Below are 19,841 nucleotides of genomic sequence, written 5' to 3'. Positions count from 1 at the left end.
GTCGGCATGCGCGTCTACGTAATTGGCGGCGAGGGCCAGGTCGCACGCGCGCTGCGCGAGGCCGCGGCTGGCCGCGGAGATCTCGTGCTTGGCAGCAGCAGTCGCGCCGAGGTGGACCTGCTGAATACGGCCTCGATCGGCCGGGCGCTGGACGCGTTTCGGCCCGACGTGGTGATCAACCCCGCCGCCTATACCGCGGTCGACAAGGCTGAATCAGAGCCGGAGCAGGCCTATGCCATCAACCGCGATGGCGCCGGTGCCGTTGCAGCGGCGGCGGCACGGCACAGCGCGCCGATCATCCATTTCTCGACCGATTACGTCTATGACGGCCGGAAGCCGGAAGCCTATGTGGAGAGCGACCCCGTCGCGCCGCAGGGCGTCTACGGGGCGTCCAAGCTAGCCGGTGAACGGGCGGTGGCCGCCGCCAATCCGAAGCACGTCGTTCTGCGCACCGCCTGGGTCTACGCGCCGTTCGGCAGCAACTTCGTTCGCACCATGCTACGACTGGCAGCGACGCACGACCGGCTGCGGGTGGTGGACGACCAAGTGGGCTGCCCCACCTATGCGCCGGACATTGCCGGGGCCGTAATGGCGATTGCGGCCAGCATTTCCGGGCGGGGCTGGTGCCCCGAACATGCCGGGGTGACCCATCTGGCAGGTCCGGACGCCGTGAGCTGGTGCGGTTTCGCCCGCGAAATTATCCGGCAATCGGCCGGGAGGGGCGGTCGGTCGGTGCCGGTCGATCCGATTACCACGGCGGATTATCCAACGCCCGCGGCCCGGCCAGCCAATTCGCGGCTCCACACGGCCCGGCTGTCTGAGGTGTTTGACATCCGGCTGCAATCGTTGGAAACGTCCCTTTCGAATTGCTTGGATCGTCTCCTGCAATCTTAGACGAGGGTGGGATATTGAAGGGAATCATTCTGGCCGGTGGCAGCGGCACACGGCTTTATCCGATGACGCTGGTCACCTCGAAGCAGCTGCTGCCCGTCTACGACAAACCGATGATCTACTATCCCCTGAGCACCTTGATGCTGGCGGGGATCCGCGAGATTTTGATCATCTCCACCCCGCACGATCTGCCGCTGTTCCGGGCGCTACTGGGCGACGGCCAGCGCTGGGGCCTGTCGCTGTCCTATGCCGAGCAGCCAAAGCCGGAAGGTCTAGCGCAGGCCTTCATCATCGGCGCCAAATTCGTCGAGGGCGGGCCCTCCGCGCTGATTCTTGGCGATAACATCTTCTTCGGCCACGGCCTGCCAGACCTGATGGCCAGCGCCGCCGCACGCCCAGCCGGCGCAACGGTGTTCGCCTACCATGTGGCGGACCCGGAGCGTTACGGCGTAGTAGCGTTTGGTGCCGAAGGGCAGGCTACTTCCATCGAAGAGAAGCCGCTGCAGCCGAAATCGAACTTTGCAGTCACAGGGCTTTATTTCTATGATCAGCAAGTGGTCGACATCGCCGCCAACATCAAGCCTTCGGCGCGCGGCGAACTGGAGATCACCGACCTCAATCGGGTCTATCTAGAGCGCGGCGAACTCAGCGTGCAGAAGATGGGCCGCGGCTTCACTTGGCTAGACACCGGCACGCCAGACAGCCTGCTGGAAGCAGCAGAGTTCGTTGCCACGCTTGAGAAGCGGCAAGGTTTCAGGATTGCGTGTCCGGAAGAGGTGGCGTTCAACCAAGGCTATATCGACCGCACGCAGCTAATGAAGATCGGCGAGGAGCTCGGCAAGAGCGACTACGCAAAATATGTGCGCGGGATCGCTGAGGCGAGTTAGGCGATGCCATGTGAATCCGCGCTCAGCTGTCGGCAGCTGGAGGTTAAGCTGAGCGTTCCAGTTTCAAAAAACTTGCGGTAGAAATCGACATTACATGCAAAAGAAAGCCTTTCTAACCGGTATAACGGGCCAGGACGGGGCCTATCTGGCCAAGTTCCTTGTCGACAAAGGCTATGCCGTGCACGGCTTGTTGCGCCGAAGTGCGTCGGCCGATGTGGTCGCAACCCGGCTAAAATGGATCGGTGTCGAAGATCAGGTCACATTGCACGATGGTAATCTGACGGATCTCTCCAGCCTCATCCGGATACTCGGTGAGGTTGGCCCCTCCGAAGTCTATAATCTGGCGGCGCAATCCTTTGTCAAATCATCCTGGCAGCAGCCCCTGCTGACCGGCAATGTCACGGGGATGGGTGCGGCCAACATGCTAGAGGCGGTGCGCATCGTTTGCCCGGAAGCACGTTTTTACCAGGCCTCTTCGTCGGAAATGTACGGACTGATACGGGAACCCATTCAGTCGGAAACCACGCCATTCTATCCGCGCTCGCCCTATGCGGCAGCAAAGCTGTATGCGCACTGGATGACCGTGAATTATCGCGAGAGTTTCGGCATGCATGCTTCCAGCGGCATTCTATTCAATCATGAGTCGCCGCTGCGCGGGATCGAATTTGTCACCCGGAAAATTACGGCGGCGGTGGCGCAAATCAAGCATGGTCGGCAGAAGACCCTGTCATTGGGCAATCTCGACGCCAAACGGGATTGGGGCCACGCGCGCGATTACACCAAGGCGATGTGGCTGATGGTACAGCAGGATGTGCCGAATGATTATGTAATCGCGACGGGGCGGACGACGTCGGTCAGGGAATTTTGTTCGCTGGCATTTGCCCACGTGGGACTCAGCATGGAAGACCATGTCGTAATTGATCCTAAGTATCTTCGCGCGGCGGAAGTCGAAGTTCTTCACGGTGATGCTTCGAAGGCCCATGAGAAACTTGGCTGGAAATCCGAAACGACATTGGAGCAACTGGTCGCGGAGATGGTGGAAGCAGATCTGATGCGGTTCAAGCTTCGCGAACATCTGTGATCCATCAGATGTCGTCTCTGCCTCGAATACTGATCACAGGTGCCGGCGGCTTCGTCGGACCGCATGTGGTGAATGCGTTGCGCGGCGTGTACGGGGATGCGGTTTCGATTTTGGGAACGGGCCTACAGAAGCGCGACGATCCGACTGGCTATCCGATTGTCGAGCTGGACGTAACCGATCAAGCTGCCGTCCGTCGGGCCGTTGCAAGGTACCGACCAACCCACGTCTTGAATCTGGCGGCAATAGCCGCTCCGGCGGCAGTCAGCGAGAGCCCGGACGCAGGCTGGCGCGTTCATCTGGACGCTACGCGCCACATCGCAAACGCCATTCTGGACGAAGTTCCGGAGTGTGTTTTGGTCCACGTCGGATCGGGACTTGTCTATGGCGACAGCGCCCGTTCCGGTCTGCCGCTCGATGAAAACACGGTGTTGGCGCCGGTTGACGAATATGGAGCGTCCAAAGCGGCCGCTGATCTCGCGTTGGGCGTCTTTGTTGCGAAGGGTATGCACTGCATTCGACTTCGGCCGTTCAATCACACCGGACCCGGACAAACGGACGCGTTCGTTATTCCGGCATTTGCAATGCAAATTGCCCAAATTGAGGCCGGTCTGATGCCCCCGGTAATGCGGGTCGGCAATCTTGAAGCGCAGCGAGATTTTCTAGACGTTCGGGATGTCGCCGACGCATATGTCCGGGCCATTCAACGTAGTTCTGTTTTGGAATCCGGCCTGATTCTGAATGTAGCTTCTGGAATTCCACGCAAAATATCCGACGTCCTGGAACTGCTGCTTTCGAAGACCAAAGTACACATCGAGGTCGAGATCGATACAGCGAGAGCACAGGGTTCGGTATTTAGTATAGTTGTCGGAAATGCCGACAAGGCTCGCCAGCTCTTAAACTGGGCTCCGGAACATGAATTCCAGCGGACTGTCAGCGACGTTTTGAACGACTGCCGGTCCCGCCTGGCGTGGACATAAATAGTCGGCTGGGAGGAGTGTTGTCACACGGCAGCGGGTGGTCACTCCCAGTGGGCGCCGTCGACGGAAGGGGTTATTTAAAGAATGGGGTATCTCTATTTGAGATAATTCGATTTCGGTATGGCCTCTATTGTGAGAAGCACTCGCGAGTGCTCTGAGACCGAAGTTTGGACCAGACCACCGGCAATTAGAGTTTTCCGGCTTTTGCTCTGATCTCCACGGCCCATCCAGATGCGACGGGGCGAGCGCTATAGCTTTGCTGAGGGCGGATTAAAGGAGGCTTGACAACAGATCGCAATTAAAGGGCCGATTGACACCGAGCGGAACATAACAGCCGTGACATTGCTCAATTTATGGATATTTTCGCAACTCAGTTTACGGCTCCACGTCCGATCGAAGTTTCGCCAAGTTTCAGGGCCGCCAGTACAGATTTTTGCATGGCTTCTCTAGAATAATTCTGACGGGCAAAAGCAAGCTGCGCCTGGGACTGAGCGACCCATGCGGCATCATCGGTGAGCAGGACTTTCAGCGAAGCTACGATTTCTTTTAGTCCGTCGTGAACCATCACCACGGATTCCAAGGATGGTATTCCCTGAGCACCGACCGATGTTGTAACGAGCGGAAGTCCCTTGCCCAATGCTTCGATAACCTTTCCCTTTACACCTGCGCCAAATCTCAACGGCACGACGCAAACCCGATGTTGCTCGTAAAGCTCGGCGAGCGCTTCCTCGGATATGTAACCGGTCACGGTCACATTCGGACGACGCAAGGCCTGCACGCTCTCGGTGGGGTTTGATCCCGCGAGAGTCACGCGAATAACACCCAGTTCCAGTTCCAGCAGTGGGATGATTTTCATCAATAGAAACAACGCGGCATCGACGTTAGGCGGATGAGCGAAGCCGGCAACAAACAAAATACTGTAACCCATCGGGGGCACGCATCGCGATTCTCTGACATCCGTGAAAAATGGCACAATGCCGGTGGCGTTAGTCCTTGGCGATAAGGATTGCACCATTATGGCTTCGTCGTTCGACGGATAGATGACCAGATCAAAATGGCGCCAGACGCGTCTCTCAAGCCGCTGCATCCGTTCAGATTCGTCCCCCAATTTAACATCATTTTGTAATTCAGCCTGAAGTCGCATTCGGGCAAAATGCAGATCGACGCCATAATAGCTCAGAACAGCGTCGGTGCGACTAATAATGGACGGCAAGACATCGCCTGCTATGTCGGGTCTTGCAACGAGAACGTGATCCAGCTCAGCGCCATTGAGATCCATCCACGTTGAAAGGTCGCCAGACCAACGGTGATCAATTACCTCTATGCCGAGCGCTTCCAATGCAACGGTATATGTTGCGCTGTATAAACGATTGTGCGGCCAGAATTTGACAACCCATCCAGCGGCAAGGAGGCTCTCGATGATTCCAAGCATGCTACGCGAGCCGGCATCCCTGTCGGGCTCTGGCACGTAGTGGTCAATAACCAGAATCACGCTGCGAAACTTGGCCCTGTCACGGGCGCGAAGGACATTCTGAGCATTGCGAAAATTTTCAACAACCAGGATCGACTTCCACTTTTCAAAAAAACGCGACTGATTGGTTACTTGGTGCGCCTTCACCCCTGAGCTCGTATCCGTTCCATGGGAGACGCCCTCATGGTGGATTACGACTGATCGCGGCTGAAACAGCACAGCCATCCCTCGTTCCCTGACGCGGAAAGCCAGGTCGACGTCCTCGTAATACGCCGGAACAAACGATTCATCGAAGCCGCCCAGTGAACTGAAAAGTTCGCGAGCGATCATGATAGATGCACCCGAGCAGTAATCGACCTCACGAACATAGTTGTATTCGGGCTTCGCGGCATCGTCACCGCGTCCATAATTCCACCCGGATGCATCGTTCCAAATGATCCCGCCGGCTTCCTGAAGTCGGCCGTCTGAAAACAGAAGCTTGGATCCTGCCATTCCGGCATCCGGTCGAGACTTTAAAAGGTCCACTAGTACATCGACGGAATTTCCCTCCAATTCGGTATCGTTGTTCAGCAGGTAGATGTACTGCCCTCGGGCGATCTTGGCGGCGCTGTTGCAGCTCAGTAAGAACCCCAAGTTTTTCTCATTCCTGATGCAGATTACGCCCCTGACTTGCTGAAGTGTCGCAAACTCCCTGCTATCAGGATATGCGTCATCGATCACGATGACTTCAATTGAGCAGCTAGGGGCATACAGCATGATGGATCGGAGGCACGCCAGCGTGACGCCGACGCTGCCATAAGTCGATATAATGATGGAAACTTCGGGCTTATCCGAATGGGGGACGACAATCTCGCTGGCAGATATCTCCCTGTCGAACGGAGGAATGGGCGGTCCCGATTCACCGAGTTCGCTGAGAGATATCTCCTTTTCGAAAAGAGGAATGGGCGGTCCCGATTGAACAAGCGATTGCTGTGTTTCGCGATGGCGCAACCACATTTTATAGCGTCGAAAGATCTGAAAACTTAGCACCCACCATGCGAGTCTTATACTTTTGCGCATATAGAGAGCGCTTTGCGGGAAGCGCATGCCGAAGTTGCGGAGGGGTTGAGTGAGGCGCCAGATCGTGCTTAGCTCGATCGAAGAAATCCTATGATCCGCTCTCGCAATTCTGGTGCTTACCTGGTCGTTCTCCGTCAACAGTCGCGCAACGTCCAGTTTGGCCGTTTCAAGAAGAGTTGACATGCGCGCAATGTCCAGTTCGGCCGTTTCAAGAAGAGTTGACATGCGCGCAACGTCCAGGTCGGTCGTTTGAAGAAGAGTTGACATGCGTGCAACGTCCAGCTTGGCCGTTTCAAGAGCAGCAGACTTCTCCCGGTTGGCGACCTCCGCCTCGAATCGTACCCTTGGATCTGTGTCGAGGTCGCTGCGGTGGACGTAGACACTATTGGGAACAGGAGGGAGCTCACCGTTGGACGCAAATGCTAGAAGATAGGGAGCACGGAGCAGGTGGGTACTTCGCTCGATGACGTCGCTGCTGCGTCTCTCGAACGCTTGCACAGCCGTGGCTTGTTCGCCGCCAATGATGACCGAGCCGATGAGGGAGCGCTGAGAGGTCAGGGTGCAATTGAGAAAATACTTTTGAACAAGCGCTTCGAACTCGATCTTCGTCAATTCTAGTACGTGATAGGGATTCGGGGCCGTTCCATTTGGAGAGTAGATATCCCTGTCGGGAGTGCTGATGATCAGCAGGCCGTCGTCACGCAAAACACGGCGCAACTCGCTCAAGAACGTATCTTGCTCCGCAAGATGTTCCAGAGTCTCGAACGAAACGGCGACGTCTATGCTAGCGTCCGGAATATTCAGCTTGCGGGCGTCGCCCTGTTCGTACCTGAGGTTCGGCCGGACAAATTCTGCCCGCGCGGCGTCTACCGCGTCCTGGTCTATCTCGATGCCCACGGCTGAGACGGCTACCTGCGCCAGGAGCGCCGTGCCGTACCCCTCACCAGCAGCTACGTCGAGTATGTCCTTGCCTCTGCAAAACTCACGCGCAAGGAGATACCGATGATAGTGCTCAATTTCGACCTGGCCGGAAGTTGCGGATGTAAGTCGTTCGCCGCTGAACAAAATAGGCTTTAATGCCGCTTCGCGGCGAATCAACTCACCCATAGCTTCCCTGTACTTCACGTTAGACTGATGAACGATAGCGACCCTGCACTTTGTTTACAAGTTTAGCAGCATGCAATACGGTCTTTTTCCCAGATTAGCTTGGACTTTAAAAATGTTCAACGCACGCTTCGGTAGTTGTAAAGTGTTCGGTTTTGGCCGTCAGCAGTGCAAAACGAGCGTTCGGATAACACGAGCGCGCGCGGCTTAGTGGTCCAATTTGGTGATATGGATAACTCTGGCTATGCAATTTGTCATTCTTGGCTACTTCCCCGGATCTGACGCGATGCCCATCTTTTGCTAAGGATGCGCATCTCTACATTGGGTTGGATCAAAAAGATGATTCGGAAATGGATTCGCCGGGTATTGGCGCTCGCAAAGGGCGTGGCCAATCCGACAATGCCGTCTGAAAATGTCAAAGAAATGAAGTTTCAACGCCACCAGCTTCACTCGATGAGCGACGAAAACGTTCGAGCCTTCGCGAAGAAGCACGAGTTACCATATCTAAATGAGTTTTTGCAAAGCGTTGCGCTGGCTCAACAGGGCTTTCAGGAGAGAAAAGTCCGAAATTTTCAGCTCGATTTGATAACCCGAGGCTGTTTCGACGTCACCTGCCCGTTCACTGGAAATGTTTTGACGACCGGCTCGTCGTTGTTGTTAAATGATAAATCCACGGTCTTCGGATTCGTTGGGAGCTCCAGCCTTATGGTGTGCATCGGAGACTTGAGCCAAGGCTATCCTATTTGTGGAGCGATTTTTCCTGGGTTGCGGATAGTGACGACGCTGGTTGCATCTGATTGGGGGTTTCTTGATCGGCACCTGGACGAAATGCTTGAAGTTCAAAGAAAGTGTGGATGGTTGCCCGGCCCGGCAGGTCGTTCCCTCAAGATCGTCACCGGCGACTCCAACTTCGCTCATCATGCTTGGAACCAGCTTTCCGCGTTCCAGGAATTGGCGGAACGCGGTCAATCGCCGGCCCTCGAATTGATCGTCACCCAGGAGCCATTCGGACCGATTCGGGAAATCTTTCCCGAGATCGATTTCTCGGAAGTCGCCTACGTGCCGGATATCGGATTGCATGGCTTAAACCACGGGGGCGAGTTGCTCGCGCCGATAGGTGCCATTTTCATTCAGGCCGCGTTGGTGGATCGTCTGATGCAGGTCGCCGAACGCAGGGCGTCGGCCGCTTGTCAGGAAATGTCGGCTGGTTTGGATCGCTGCCAAGGTCCCGTTCTGTGGATCAGCGTCCGCAGCCGGAATCGCACGCCGACGAACCAAGTTGCTCTATTGGCGTCACTCGCTGAGGCCTTCTTGCGGGCGGCGGAAAATGCCATGATCATCATCGATGGATTCTCGGTTTCCGACGACTTCGAACGGTCTCCCTCGTACCATCAGAACGCTGCCCGCGGCATTGTCAGCGAAGACATCGCCGTTGCGGAACAGGTGAAAGAAAAGATTGGGCACGAGTTGTCACAGCGAATGCTCGTCGCCATCGGGCTGAGCATCTCCGACACCATCCTGCTGGCCCGGCATGCCGACTTGTATTTCTGCCATCACGGTTCTGTTCAACACAAGATCGGCTGGTTCACCTCGGCGCCGGGCATGGTCCATGCGAACCTCGCCGTACTGGAAAGCTATCCCGCCATATGGGTTTCGCAGCAGTCCGAAGTCGCGACGAAGCCGACATACATTCCGTCGTCCCTGCTTCGCGGTACAGAAGAGCTGTCGGGAAATGTCTCCGAGCTCAATCACCTGCTGCATCACGAGAACTACGAACTGAATGCGGAGGGGACCGTTCAATTGTTCATGGCGTTCGCCAGGGAAATCGGCGTTGTCCCATCCGCTTCAGGCGCTCAGGCCTAAACCTACCTCCGATCAGTCGACCGACAGGTTGGCAATGAAGTGCAGATCGCGGTCGAACACCCAGGAAAGCGGCGCGGGATAGAGATTGAGTTTCTTGCTCAGCGACGTGGTGCTCAGTCCTGCCCCATCGAAGATGGCATCCCACTGTTTTGTCGAAAGATAGTTGTAAGGCAGCCTGACGCCGTAGGGCGCGTTGCCGACCCAGTCCATGCATCGCAGGATCGGGCGTGACAACATGCTGTCCGCCAGATGATCTTTTATGATTACGCTGCCCTGGGTCACGCGCGCGACCTCCCGAAGAACGGACTGCGGATCATCTGTGTGATGCAGGACATCGACGATCATGACGGCCGAAAATGACTTGTCGGCGTGCGGGATTGTTTTTCCGTCGAAGATCTCAACAGGGATAAGCGACGTCGGTCGTTTCAGCACGTCGATGCCGACGATGGTCACGTCCTGCCGATGTTTCATGATCAACGAGGCCAAAAGACCATCGCCCGATCCGTAATCCAGCACATTTGCATTGCGCGGCAGATGTACCGAAAGCAAGTCGGCCAGACGGCTGGTGCGACGAGCCGGTATCAGGGCCGTATGAGCGCTTCCAACGGCACGATGGATCGCTTTGATTTGGTCTGACATGCCGTTTGCCTGTGCAGTTGTTGGTAGCCGTTCAATCTTCGATGCAAGGGGTGACGCACAGCAGGATCAGGTCATCTTTCTGACGTGCCGTCCCAGTCTTCACCCTCGCAAGTCTCCCTCTGTGACATTACGTGTCCGAAAGCAAGAAGTCTCTGGGAATCGCGGCCCACATGCACCTAGACATTTTACCAAGAGTAAAATATCAACCGGCCACATCCGGTGGTCAAGATTGGGCGAAACGTGGACATTCAACTCAAAAATCGTTCTCAGAAGCAGGTTGTGTCCCCTGACGACCCCAGCATCGTGCTTTATGTTCCACAAAACGATGTGACCGATCCCATCATATCGATCGTCGTTCCGGCCATGAACGAAAAGATTGCCATCAGGCAATTTGTATCCTGGTGCCTCGAAGGCGCTTCCAAAGTGCAATCGAAGGTTGAGATCATCATCGTGGATTCCTCCTCAGACGAAACGCCTCAACTGGCGCTGGAACTCGGCGCCCGGGTTTTGCGCACGCCGAAACGCGGCCTGGGGCGAGCTTATATTGACGCCATACCTTTCATCCGCGGCAAATTTGTCATCATGGGAGATGCGGATTGCACCTACGACTTCCGCAGCATCGGGCCTTATATCGAGAAGTTCGAGCAGGGATATGAGTTCGTCATGGGATCGCGCTTCAAGGGCTCTATCGAACCTGGAGCGATGCCCGCTTTGCACCGCTACTTCGGGACGCCGGCCACGACGGCTATCCTGAATTTCATGTACGGCACAAAATTTTCCGACATCCATTGCGGGATGCGCGGCATCTCGATCGATGCTCTTCGCAAGATCGATCTGTCGTCGCAGTCTTGGGAGTATGCATCGGAAATGGTGCTCAAGTCGGTTCACGCGCGCTTGCGCTCGACCGAGGTGCCAATTCACTTCCTCAAAGATATGAACGGTCGGCAGAGCCACATGGTTCGCGGTGGCTGGATGGAGCCCTGGAGAGCAGGCTGGATGAACATGCGGGCCATGTTCACGTTTGGCGCCGATTTTTTCCTTCTCGTGCCGGGTGTCCTTCTTCTGGCGCTGGGCTTGATCGGACTTGCTACGCTGTCGCTGGGGCCGATCGACCTCGGCGCCTTCAGTTTGTCACTGAACACGATGCTGATCGCGCTGGTTGTCGGATTGCAGGGGTTGAACATGGTCCTGCTGGCGCTTGTAGCCAGATGCCTGTATGACGGCGATGGCATTTACCGGCGATCACTGTTGCGGGTGTTCGCGTTTGATCGAACCGTGATCGTTTCTGCTTCAATGGTGATTCTGGGCGTTGCGTTGCTCGCGCCGTTTATACTGGAGTTCATGAAAGCCGGCTATCAGTATGACGACAGAACCGTGCTGCTGAATCATCTGGCCATCGTGGGAATGTTCTTTTTCGCAAGCGGCGCGTTCCTATTCGTTTCTATGCTGCTGATGCATGCCTTGAACATCTATCAGTCGGATCGCGTCAAATCTCACTTGCAGGTACGTTAGGCCGATGCGCACTCATCTGATCACCGGCGGTGCAGGATTTATTGGTGCCAATCTGGCGCAATCACTGCTGAATGCCGGCGATCGTGTTGTTATCTTCGACAATCTGTCCCGGGGAAGCCGTCGCAACATCGAGGCGCTTGGTTCAGGTGCCGAACTGGTTGTGGTCGATATCGCCCAGCATGTGTCGGTGGATGCTGCCTTCGAGAAGGTCGTTGCGTCGTCGGGGATCGACGAAGTTTGGCATCTTGCCGCGAATTCCGACATCCCGGCCGGAGTCAGTGACCCGAACATTGATTTGCGAGATACGTTCCTGACGACGTTTAATGTGCTCCTGGCGATGAAGCGGCACGGGATCGGCACGCTTCATTTCGCATCGACATCCGCCGTTTATGGCCTGCAGGTTAGCGGTGCCTTTTCCGAACTGGATGCGACCCTGCCGATCTCGAACTACGGGGCAATGAAGCTGGCGTCCGAAGCGCAAATACGCGCGGCGCTGGAATCGTCCCTCGAGCGCGTGAATGTCTTCCGCTTTCCGAACGTGGTGGGCCTGCCTGCCACGCACGGCGTCATTCTGGATTTTGTTCGCAAGCTCCAGCTCAATGAAGGCACGCTCGACGTCCTGGGGAACGGGACTCAGAGAAAGCCTTACATGCACGTCTCTGAACTTGTCGAAGCAATCCTGTTTGTACGAGAGCACTCGAAAGAGAGTTATTCGCTCTACAATATGGGCCCCGAAGACGAGGGCGTGCTGGTGAGCGCGATCGCGGAGGAGGTGCGCAATCAGTTTTGCCCGAACGCTTCCATTGCCTTTGGCAAGGAAGACTTCGGCTGGGTCGGCGACGTTCCCCGCTTCTCCTATTCGACGGCCAAGCTCGCGAAACTCGGATGGCGACCTCAATACAGCTCCATGAACGCCATTCAGCGCGCCGTGGCTGAAGTGGTCGGTCAGGAAGCTGCCAGGTGAAACAGGCGGTCATCCTGGCTGGCGGCAAAGGCACAAGGTTGGCAGACAGGCTTGGTGGCCTCCCAAAGCCGTTGATCGATGTGGATGGCATACCGCTGCTGCAACGGCAGATCGAACTGCTCAAGGACCAAGGCTTCCGTAATGTCCTGGTGCTCGTCAATCATCGTGCAGAACTGATCGAGCAATTCCTGGCAGAACAACAACGTTTCGGAATCGATATCACTTGTATCGACGATGGCGAGCCGCGCGGAACCGCGGGCGCGGTGCATGCCGTCATAGGGATGCTGCAGCCGGAATTCCTGGTCGTCTACGGGGATACATTGTTCGATGTCGACCTCAATCGTCTGTGGGAAAACCATATCGGTTCCGGAGCGGAAGCGACGCTTCTGCTTCATCCGAACGATCATCCGCACGACTCTGATCTGGTCGTGATCAATGATGACAATTCGATTGCAAGATTTATTCCGTACCCTCACACGGACGGCGAGTTTCACCGAAATCTGGTGAATGCCGCCCTCTACGTGATCAACCGGCGGATATTCTCGCAGCAACCCAAAGACGGAATCTTGGATTTTGGAAGGGACTTCTTTCCGGGCTGCCTGAAGGCCGGCATCGCCCTGAATGGCTACGTCAGTCCGGAGTATATCAAAGACATCGGAACGCCATCCAGGTTGGATCGGGCGATTTCAGATTTGCGACGCGGTGTTATCGAGCGGGCGAGCCTGGCCAGAAAACAGAAGGCGGTGTTTCTGGATCGCGACGGTACTTTAAATGTCCTGAACGGATACGTTCGAACGCCCGATGATCTGGAACTCGTTCCGGGCGCTGGTCGCGCATTGAACATGTTCCGGTCGGCGGAATTTCGATCGATCGTGGTTACCAATCAGCCGGTGATCGCGCGAGGCGAGTGTTCGGTTCGTGAGCTGAATCGCATTCATGCGAAAATGGACACGCTGCTGGGAGCCGCCGGCGCTTTCGTTGATGGACTATATTTCTGTCCCCATCATCCGGATGCGGGTTTTGAAGGAGAAGTGTCGAACCTCAAGGTCGCTTGCGATTGCCGCAAGCCGGCGATTGGCATGATCGAAAGGGCACGTAAGGATTTCAACATCGACTTGTCGTCGAGCTGGATGGTTGGCGACAGCTCGGGTGATATGCGCGCCGCGCGTAACGCGGGCGTACGAGCCGTCCTAGTCCGCACCGGCGAAGCCGGAAACGATGGAAAGTTTGTCGTATCGCCGGACTATGAGTTTGCCGATATCGGCGAAGCCGCAAGGTTCATCACAGGTGGTTACCATTCGTTGAAGTCGTCCCTCGAAGAGGTTCTCGAAGGTATCCGCTCCGGCATGCTGGTTCGCGTCGTGGGACGTGCTAGGGTCGGCAAATCGACGGTTGCGCAGCTCATTGTCGATGAACTTCGAAGCCGTGGCTTTTCGGCCGAGCGCGTCGGTCTCGATGGATTCATCAGGCCGCTCGATGAGAGGACTGACGATGGCGTTGTCGGTCGCTTCGACGTGGATCTTGCGCGGAGCTTGCTTGATCCCTGGCTTCGGGGCGGTGCGTTGCTCGATGCGAAGATGCCCGTGTATCTGAGGAACAAGCGGGTCCGCGCCGGGGAATCGGAGAGTGTCACGCTAGCAAGTGATGCAATCGTGGTCGTCGAGGGTGTGGTGGCCGGTCTCATCGAACCTGTTTCGCGCGCCGAATTGCTGGTTGGCGTTACCGATGGCGAGGCACGCAGGCACGACCGTTTCGTTCAGGAATACCGGGCCCGATCGTGGAGCGACGACGTGATCGAGAAAGTATATAATGAGCGCATCGCAGACGAGAGCTGGCTTACGGATAGCTGGGTAGCGCAAGCAAGCCACGTCGTCGACATGCAATCGATACTTGGAAAAGAGTTGCTGTAGCTGGGGCCCGGCTTGCGCCGATGTTTGCAAAGCGAGGCGGCCAGCGGCCTTGAAGACCGTCGAGAGAGGAACGTTTTTTGATAATCACCCGGACGCCCCTTCGTGCAAGTTTTGCTGGCGGTGGCAGCGACATTGCCAGTTTTTATCGGCGCTTTGGCGGTGCGGTAGTCAGTACGGCGATCGACAAGTATATCTATGTCACCGTGAACCGTAAGTTCGATGATGGTCTCAGGGTAGCGTATTCGCGCAATGAAGAAGTCGAGAATCTGGGGCAGATCAGGCACCCCATCGTCAAGAACGCGTTGAAAATTCTGGGAATATCCGGCGGGGTCGAAATAACCACCATCGCTGACGTGCCCTCGCGCGGCACGGGCCTGGGATCGTCAAGCTCGTTCGCTGTCGGGCTTTTGTGCGCGCTGGGCGGATTCCAGGGGCGTTTCATGGCAGCGCAGGAATTGGCGGAACTGAGCTGCGAGGTGGAAATCGAGCTATGCGGGGAGCCTATCGGAAAGCAGGATCAATATGCTGCTGCATATGGCGGCATGTCTTTGATCGAGTTCAATGCCGACGATACGACCCGTGTCACCCCCATTATCATGCCGAAGGAGCGCCGGCAGGCCGTCGAGAGCCGGCTGCTAATGTTCTACACGGGGTCGACCAGAAGTGCTTCCGCTTTGCTTGAAGTGCAGAGTGAAGCGGTCAGCAGCAACTTGGCCAAGCAGAATGTGTTGCGTTCGATGGTTCAATTGGCGTATCAGTTGCGCGATGAACTGCAGAGCGGAGCGGTCGATAATCTGGGCGCGATATTACACGAGAATTGGATGTTGAAGAAGAGTATCAGTTCCGGCATCAGCAATCCTGAAATCGACTACCTGTATGACCGGGCCATCGCGGCTGGAGCGACGGGCGGAAAAATTCTTGGTGCCGGCGGCGGCGGCTTTCTGCTTTTCGATGGGCCGGCCGAAAAGCATCTCGCGATCGAAGCCGCGCTAGTACCTTTGAGGCGGGTGCCGGTCGGCTTCGAGCGGCAGGGGTGCCAGGTCATATTTTACCATGCCTGACGTTGCGCCGCGGTCGTACGTGGCAGTCCCTTTGGTAGCGGAAAAATCTCGAGACAGGCTGTGTGGCAGAACAAGCTACACAATTGATGCGGCAACGAACGGGAGATCAAATTGGCGTCGGATAACAGGTTGGAGTTCAAGGCGGTCGCACCCGGACTCCTGATCATTGCCATACTGTTTTTGAGCGGAGCGCTCGCTGAAATCCGGACGCCTGGAATTTATATGGACGCCGTCAATAACGACTACATGGTTGGTCGTTTGTTCAGCCCCATTCGGGACCAGATCTCCGCATGGGTTGCGCCGGGAAGCGTTGTTTTCGACCGCTTTCCGATTGTCTCTGCGACCTATGTTGGATCCTTAAGTTTTTTCGTTGGTCTGCCCGTGTACACGCTTCTCGGTACTTCGATCGAGGCGATCAGAATAGTCAATGCGTATTACGGATTGATCGTGCTCTTTTCAGCGTGGCTCTTCCTGTTCAGGTTTGGCGCCGGGAAGGTAATCGCGACAGTGGCCGTTGCCGCGATTGCGCTGGACCCGACTTTTGTCTTCAGCTTCCGGACGCAATTCAATATCAACGTCCTGCCGATCGCCCCGCTGCTTCTCAGCTTCGTGCTTGCTGCCAGTTTGCCAGAACGGCCGACCATTGGCCGTGCCATTCTGGCCGGATATCTGGCCGGGTTGGCAGTGTATGGCTACTTCGTTTTCTTTTTTGCATTTTTCATCGCATTCTTGTACGTCATCCATGTCGTGCGTCAGGTGGACAGAACGCGTGCGATCGTGCTCGGCTGGATGTTCGGCGCGGCCCTGGCGCTGTTGCCCTTTTTCATCTTTCTTCTGCTGCTGACCTGGGAGGTCGGTGGCCCGACGCAAGCACTCCAATACTTCCAGGGAAACTGGCAGGGCCTGACGCCGGCGAGCTCGCGATTGAGCCTGGGCGGGCGTTTCGCATGGTACTGGACCTTGTTGACCGGAATGCTTGAGAACGGGTCCATCGCAATGATGCTGGATCCCCTTCCGAAATTCGATTCCATCTCGATCAGAAACTGGATCGCTGTTATGCTGGCGGCATCGGGCCTGTTGTGCAGCATTGCATTACGATCGCGTATCGCAGGTTCGGTGCTGGCGCTGGGCGCCCTGTTCAGCTTTCTTCCCACCGTGCTGGTGTTCGGCGATCGTCTCAGTTTCCATCATCTGGCGCCTTCCGGCGTCCTGTTCGCGCTTGTGCTGGGGTTCGGCGCTTCGTCCCTCGTTCAAGTACTAAGCCAGAAACTCAAACTGTCTCAGCGAAGTTCCTATGCGCTGATCTGTCTGCTGATCCTACCCATACTGGTGATCAATTCGATCAACAGGCAGCATGTACTGCTTGCTCTCAGGGCGACGGGTGGTAACGGCCTCGCGTCCGATGCGATCCTGAATTTCTCCGAGGCAAGTCTTGGTGATCTCCGCCAGAGAGTGGTGTTCATGCCGGACTGGGGGATATTCATGTCGTTTGTTATGGTAACGGGAGGTACCATTGCGACTATCACAGACTTCCATCCCGAAGTGGCGAAGCGGACGCTTTGCGGCGGAAAGGATGCGGAGCTTGCCATTCTGGTCGCGCAAGGCGAGCCGAGGGTCGCGCGCTGGGTGCGGGACATCGGCTGGTCATCCCCCGAACTGCGGTACTTCAATCAACGGGATGGAAAGCCGATTGTGCTGTCCGCAAAATTGAGGGCGGATCAGAAGCCGGATGGCTTTAACTGCCATTGACACAGGAAATATCGAGCCCTAAGACCCGTGCGAAATTCCGGTCCTGCGATCTTGCCTCGCCGAGCCGTGGAATTGCGGATTTGCCGCAGGAGACTTTGCCGTGAGTGCATCAAGCCACTACCTAGCCAGGCTCTCCAGCGTCATTTCGCGAGTAGACAGGGACCAGGTCGACGCCGCCGTCGAACTGGTGAAAGCCGCATGGCGTGGTGGGAAACAAACCATCACGTTTGGCAATGGAGGAAGCGCGCTCACCGCGGCGCACTTCATCACCGACTGGAACAAGGGGATATCTCTTGCCAGTGGTACGCCATTTCGGGGGCGTTCGTTGCTCGATAACATCGGCCTTCTTACAGCTCATGCCAATGATCAAGGCTATCAGGATGCGTTCGCGGAGCAGGTGAAGAACGTTGCTCAGCCTGGCGATCTCGTCATCGCCGTATCGGGCAGTGGAAACTCCGAAAACGTCATTCGGGCGATTGACTGCGCCAATGGGCTGGGGTGTGTGACCCTCGGTCTGTGTGGTTTTTCTGGAGGCCGACTGAAAGCCGCCGCCCGGCATCATCTTTGGATCGACGTCGACGACATGCAGATCGTTGAAGATCTCCATGCTGTGTTCGGACACATCGTGATGCAGTCGCTGTGTGGAACTCTCCAGTGCTTGCCTGAAATTGCGCAGCCGAGTGTTTAGGCGGCTTCAACCAAAGTGTGCCCGTCGATTCTCCGGGGCGGCCCTCATGTCCGTCCCTGTGCGAGGCGGCAAGGGCTGATACGCATATGGGAGCAATCCTCATCCGAAAGTGGGCGGCGTTGGTTGGCAGCCTCCTGCTGCTGGGGGCGGTCTATCTGTTTGCCCGTGGAACCGGCGCGGCATCGCTGGTCGCGGTCTGGCAAAAAATAAATGGCTTCGATCTGTTCCTTGCGACGCTGCTGGTATTTGTAGTCCAGGTCGCCACCGCCTGGCGCCTGCAGATCATCTTCTTGATGGTTCGGGTGCCGGCGTCCTTGTTCAGCCTGCTACGTGTCCAGCTCATTGTTCTGTTCGTCGCGCACGGATTGCCGGTGTCCGCCCTTGCCGATATCGCGAAGGTCGCCATGATGAGCCTGCGGTTTGGGCTCCGGGCACGAGATTCGACACGGATTGTCGTCTACGAGCGCCTGATCGCTGCGGGCGGACTGGTTGCGCTGGGTATCATCGCAGTCTTCGTGAGCTGGCTTGCAGGCCTCCTGTCCGGAGGCTGGCAGATCGAAGCGGCGGTCTGGCTGGCCAGCTTCATTGGACTTGTGGGTCTGGTCGGTCTATCGCAATATAAGTGCACGGTAAGGATCGCCGTCGTTGACGGAATCGTGCGAGAGGCCAACGATCTGGGACGGGAATTGGCCGACCTGTCGGTAGCGGGCTTGTTGCTAGTGTCGTTGGTTGTTCAGCTTGGACTATCCGCCTTGGCGTTCCTGGTTCTGTCTCACTCGGCCGGTTTGCCCCTTACCATTTGGCAGCTCGCACTTGCCATGCCGTTCGTTACATTTGTTGCCTCGCTGCCGATCTTCTATCTCGGCTGGGGCGGGCGGGAGGCTGCTGTCGTGATGACTTTGGGAACGGTGAGCGGGGTTAGCCCGGCCGAGGCGGGAGCTTTGTCTGTCGCGTTCGGCGTATGCGTGCTGCTGGCGGCGATGCCGGGTGGCCTGTTGTGGCTGCTGCGTCCTTCCTTGCACCGGTAGATGGGATCGTTGTGAAAATAGGTCATAGGCCATCGAAGATTTTAGGCAAAGTGGTAAATCGTCTCCGCTCGCACGCGCGAACGGCGCGGAGTAAGGTTTTTTCTGGCCCAAAGAGGAAACTGGCTGTGATTGAGCTTGGTGCAAATCTTTCTGACCGTTCGCCAAGTCGTCATCTGACGATCAGGAAGCAGGATTTCAGCCCGTCCGGTATTGTATACACCGAGTTTTTTGCATTTCTGGATCAGCATCTTCGCCCCACCAGGTACTTCGAGATCGGTACCCATCTGGGTAATTCCCTGAAGGCTTTCCGCTGCGATGCCGTCTGCGTGGATCCCGAATTCAAGCTGGCGCAGGATGTGCTGTCCGGGCGCCGCCAGACGCATTTTTTCCAGATGACGTCAGACGACTTTTTCGCTGAGCAGGATCTGCAGGCCATATTGAAAGGCCCGCCGGACATTTGTTTCCTCGACGGCATGCATCGGGCCGAGTACCTGCTGCGCGACTTCTACAACACCGAGCGCGCGTGCGGTCCGGGGTCGGTCATTTTCATGCACGACTGTCTGCCGTCGAATTTCCGGATGACGCTGCGGACCCACGAGATGGGGGACGACAACGAAGGCCCCTGGAAACATGCCTGGACCGGCGACGTCTGGAAGATCGTTCCGCTCCTGAAGGCTCACCGCCCGGATCTCGATATCAAGATATTCGATTGTGCGCCGACGGGATTGGTTGCCGTTTCAAATCTCGATCCGGGTTCGACCAAACTGAAAGACATGTATTTGAGTCTTGTCGGTGAACTCAGGGCGCTCGATCTGGAGAAGCACACGATCGAACGGCTGTGGTGCGAAGTGCCTGTCGTTTCGTCGCGTTCGCTGGTCGAATTTCCCGAAGACCTGACCCTGTTTGTTGACGCACGGTCACGTCTCTAAAGAGGGCCGGACGGCGGTGCGGCGTTCG

General features: G+C 56.5%; 15 protein-coding genes. 13 read left to right on the top strand and 2 right to left on the bottom strand.

Annotation, left to right across the window (positions count from 1 at the left end; translation table 11 throughout):
- Positions 1 to 6 precede the first annotated feature (6 nt).
- The 4 genes from rfbD to FNL56_RS20140 all read left to right on the top strand — a co-directional run bounded on the left by rfbD (position 7) and on the right by FNL56_RS20140 (position 3,836).
- A complete protein-coding gene (rfbD, locus tag FNL56_RS20155; protein ID WP_143582292.1) occupies positions 7 to 894 on the top strand; it encodes a dTDP-4-dehydrorhamnose reductase in 888 nt (295 codons plus the stop codon).
- 14 nt (positions 895 to 908) lie between these two features.
- Positions 909 to 1,778, top strand: a complete 870-nt coding sequence (gene rfbA / locus FNL56_RS20150; protein WP_143582291.1) for a glucose-1-phosphate thymidylyltransferase RfbA — start codon at positions 909 to 911, stop codon at positions 1,776 to 1,778.
- 94 nt (positions 1,779 to 1,872) lie between these two features.
- The gene (gene gmd / locus FNL56_RS20145; protein WP_143582290.1) at positions 1,873 to 2,859 is read left to right on the top strand and encodes a GDP-mannose 4,6-dehydratase; all 987 of its coding nucleotides are present in this window, start codon (positions 1,873 to 1,875) and stop codon (positions 2,857 to 2,859) included.
- 8 nt (positions 2,860 to 2,867) lie between these two features.
- Entirely contained in the window at positions 2,868 to 3,836 is a 969-nt protein-coding gene (locus FNL56_RS20140) for an NAD-dependent epimerase/dehydratase family protein (protein WP_143582289.1), read from the top strand.
- A 370-nt stretch (positions 3,837 to 4,206) separates the two neighbouring features.
- On the opposite strand, the gene FNL56_RS20135 is transcribed toward FNL56_RS20140, so the two are convergent.
- On the bottom strand, positions 4,207 to 7,473 hold the full coding sequence (locus FNL56_RS20135; RefSeq protein WP_143582288.1) for a methyltransferase domain-containing protein: 3,267 nt from the start codon (positions 7,471 to 7,473) through the stop codon (positions 4,207 to 4,209).
- Positions 7,474 to 7,809: 336 nt separating this feature from the next.
- Here FNL56_RS20135 and FNL56_RS20130 point away from each other — a divergent pair, with 336 nt between their 5' ends.
- Entirely contained in the window at positions 7,810 to 9,333 is a 1,524-nt protein-coding gene (locus tag FNL56_RS20130) for a hypothetical protein (protein ID WP_143582287.1), read from the top strand.
- 12 nt (positions 9,334 to 9,345) lie between these two features.
- On the opposite strand, the gene FNL56_RS20125 is transcribed toward FNL56_RS20130, so the two are convergent.
- Positions 9,346 to 9,972: a class I SAM-dependent methyltransferase gene (locus FNL56_RS20125; protein ID WP_143582286.1), complete on the bottom strand. Its 627-nt coding sequence runs from the start codon at positions 9,970 to 9,972 to the stop codon at positions 9,346 to 9,348.
- Positions 9,973 to 10,212: 240 nt separating this feature from the next.
- Between FNL56_RS20125 and FNL56_RS20120 the strand changes: the two genes are divergently transcribed.
- The 8 genes from FNL56_RS20120 to FNL56_RS20085 all read left to right on the top strand — a co-directional run bounded on the left by FNL56_RS20120 (position 10,213) and on the right by FNL56_RS20085 (position 19,813).
- Positions 10,213 to 11,484: a glycosyltransferase family 2 protein gene (locus FNL56_RS20120; RefSeq protein ID WP_246661594.1), complete on the top strand. Its 1,272-nt coding sequence runs from the start codon at positions 10,213 to 10,215 to the stop codon at positions 11,482 to 11,484.
- A gap of 4 nt (positions 11,485 to 11,488) precedes the next feature.
- Positions 11,489 to 12,448 (top strand): SDR family NAD(P)-dependent oxidoreductase, encoded by a 960-nt coding sequence (locus FNL56_RS20115; protein WP_143582285.1) that lies wholly within the window; start codon positions 11,489 to 11,491, stop codon positions 12,446 to 12,448.
- Positions 12,445 to 14,358 (top strand): HAD-IIIA family hydrolase, encoded by a 1,914-nt coding sequence (locus FNL56_RS20110; RefSeq protein ID WP_143582284.1) that lies wholly within the window; start codon positions 12,445 to 12,447, stop codon positions 14,356 to 14,358. Before FNL56_RS20115 ends, FNL56_RS20110 begins: the two co-directional genes overlap by 4 nt.
- Before the next feature lie 77 nt (positions 14,359 to 14,435).
- A complete protein-coding gene (locus tag FNL56_RS20105; RefSeq protein WP_143582283.1) occupies positions 14,436 to 15,419 on the top strand; it encodes a GHMP family kinase ATP-binding protein in 984 nt (327 codons plus the stop codon).
- Between the two features lie 111 nt (positions 15,420 to 15,530).
- The gene (locus FNL56_RS20100; protein WP_143582282.1) at positions 15,531 to 17,168 is read left to right on the top strand and encodes a hypothetical protein; all 1,638 of its coding nucleotides are present in this window, start codon (positions 15,531 to 15,533) and stop codon (positions 17,166 to 17,168) included.
- Between the two features lie 100 nt (positions 17,169 to 17,268).
- On the top strand, positions 17,269 to 17,856 hold the full coding sequence (locus tag FNL56_RS20095; RefSeq protein WP_143582281.1) for an SIS domain-containing protein: 588 nt from the start codon (positions 17,269 to 17,271) through the stop codon (positions 17,854 to 17,856).
- Between the two features lie 86 nt (positions 17,857 to 17,942).
- Positions 17,943 to 18,884: a lysylphosphatidylglycerol synthase transmembrane domain-containing protein gene (locus FNL56_RS20090; RefSeq protein WP_143582280.1), complete on the top strand. Its 942-nt coding sequence runs from the start codon at positions 17,943 to 17,945 to the stop codon at positions 18,882 to 18,884.
- 125 nt (positions 18,885 to 19,009) lie between these two features.
- On the top strand, positions 19,010 to 19,813 hold the full coding sequence (locus FNL56_RS20085) for a class I SAM-dependent methyltransferase (protein WP_168204680.1): 804 nt from the start codon (positions 19,010 to 19,012) through the stop codon (positions 19,811 to 19,813).
- Positions 19,814 to 19,841: the final 28 nt, after the last annotated feature.

The sequence above is a fragment of the Tardiphaga sp. vice304 genome, from assembly GCF_007018905.1.
GTDB lineage: Bacteria > Pseudomonadota > Alphaproteobacteria > Rhizobiales > Xanthobacteraceae > Tardiphaga.
This window is presented reverse-complemented; position numbering and strand designations above follow the sequence as displayed.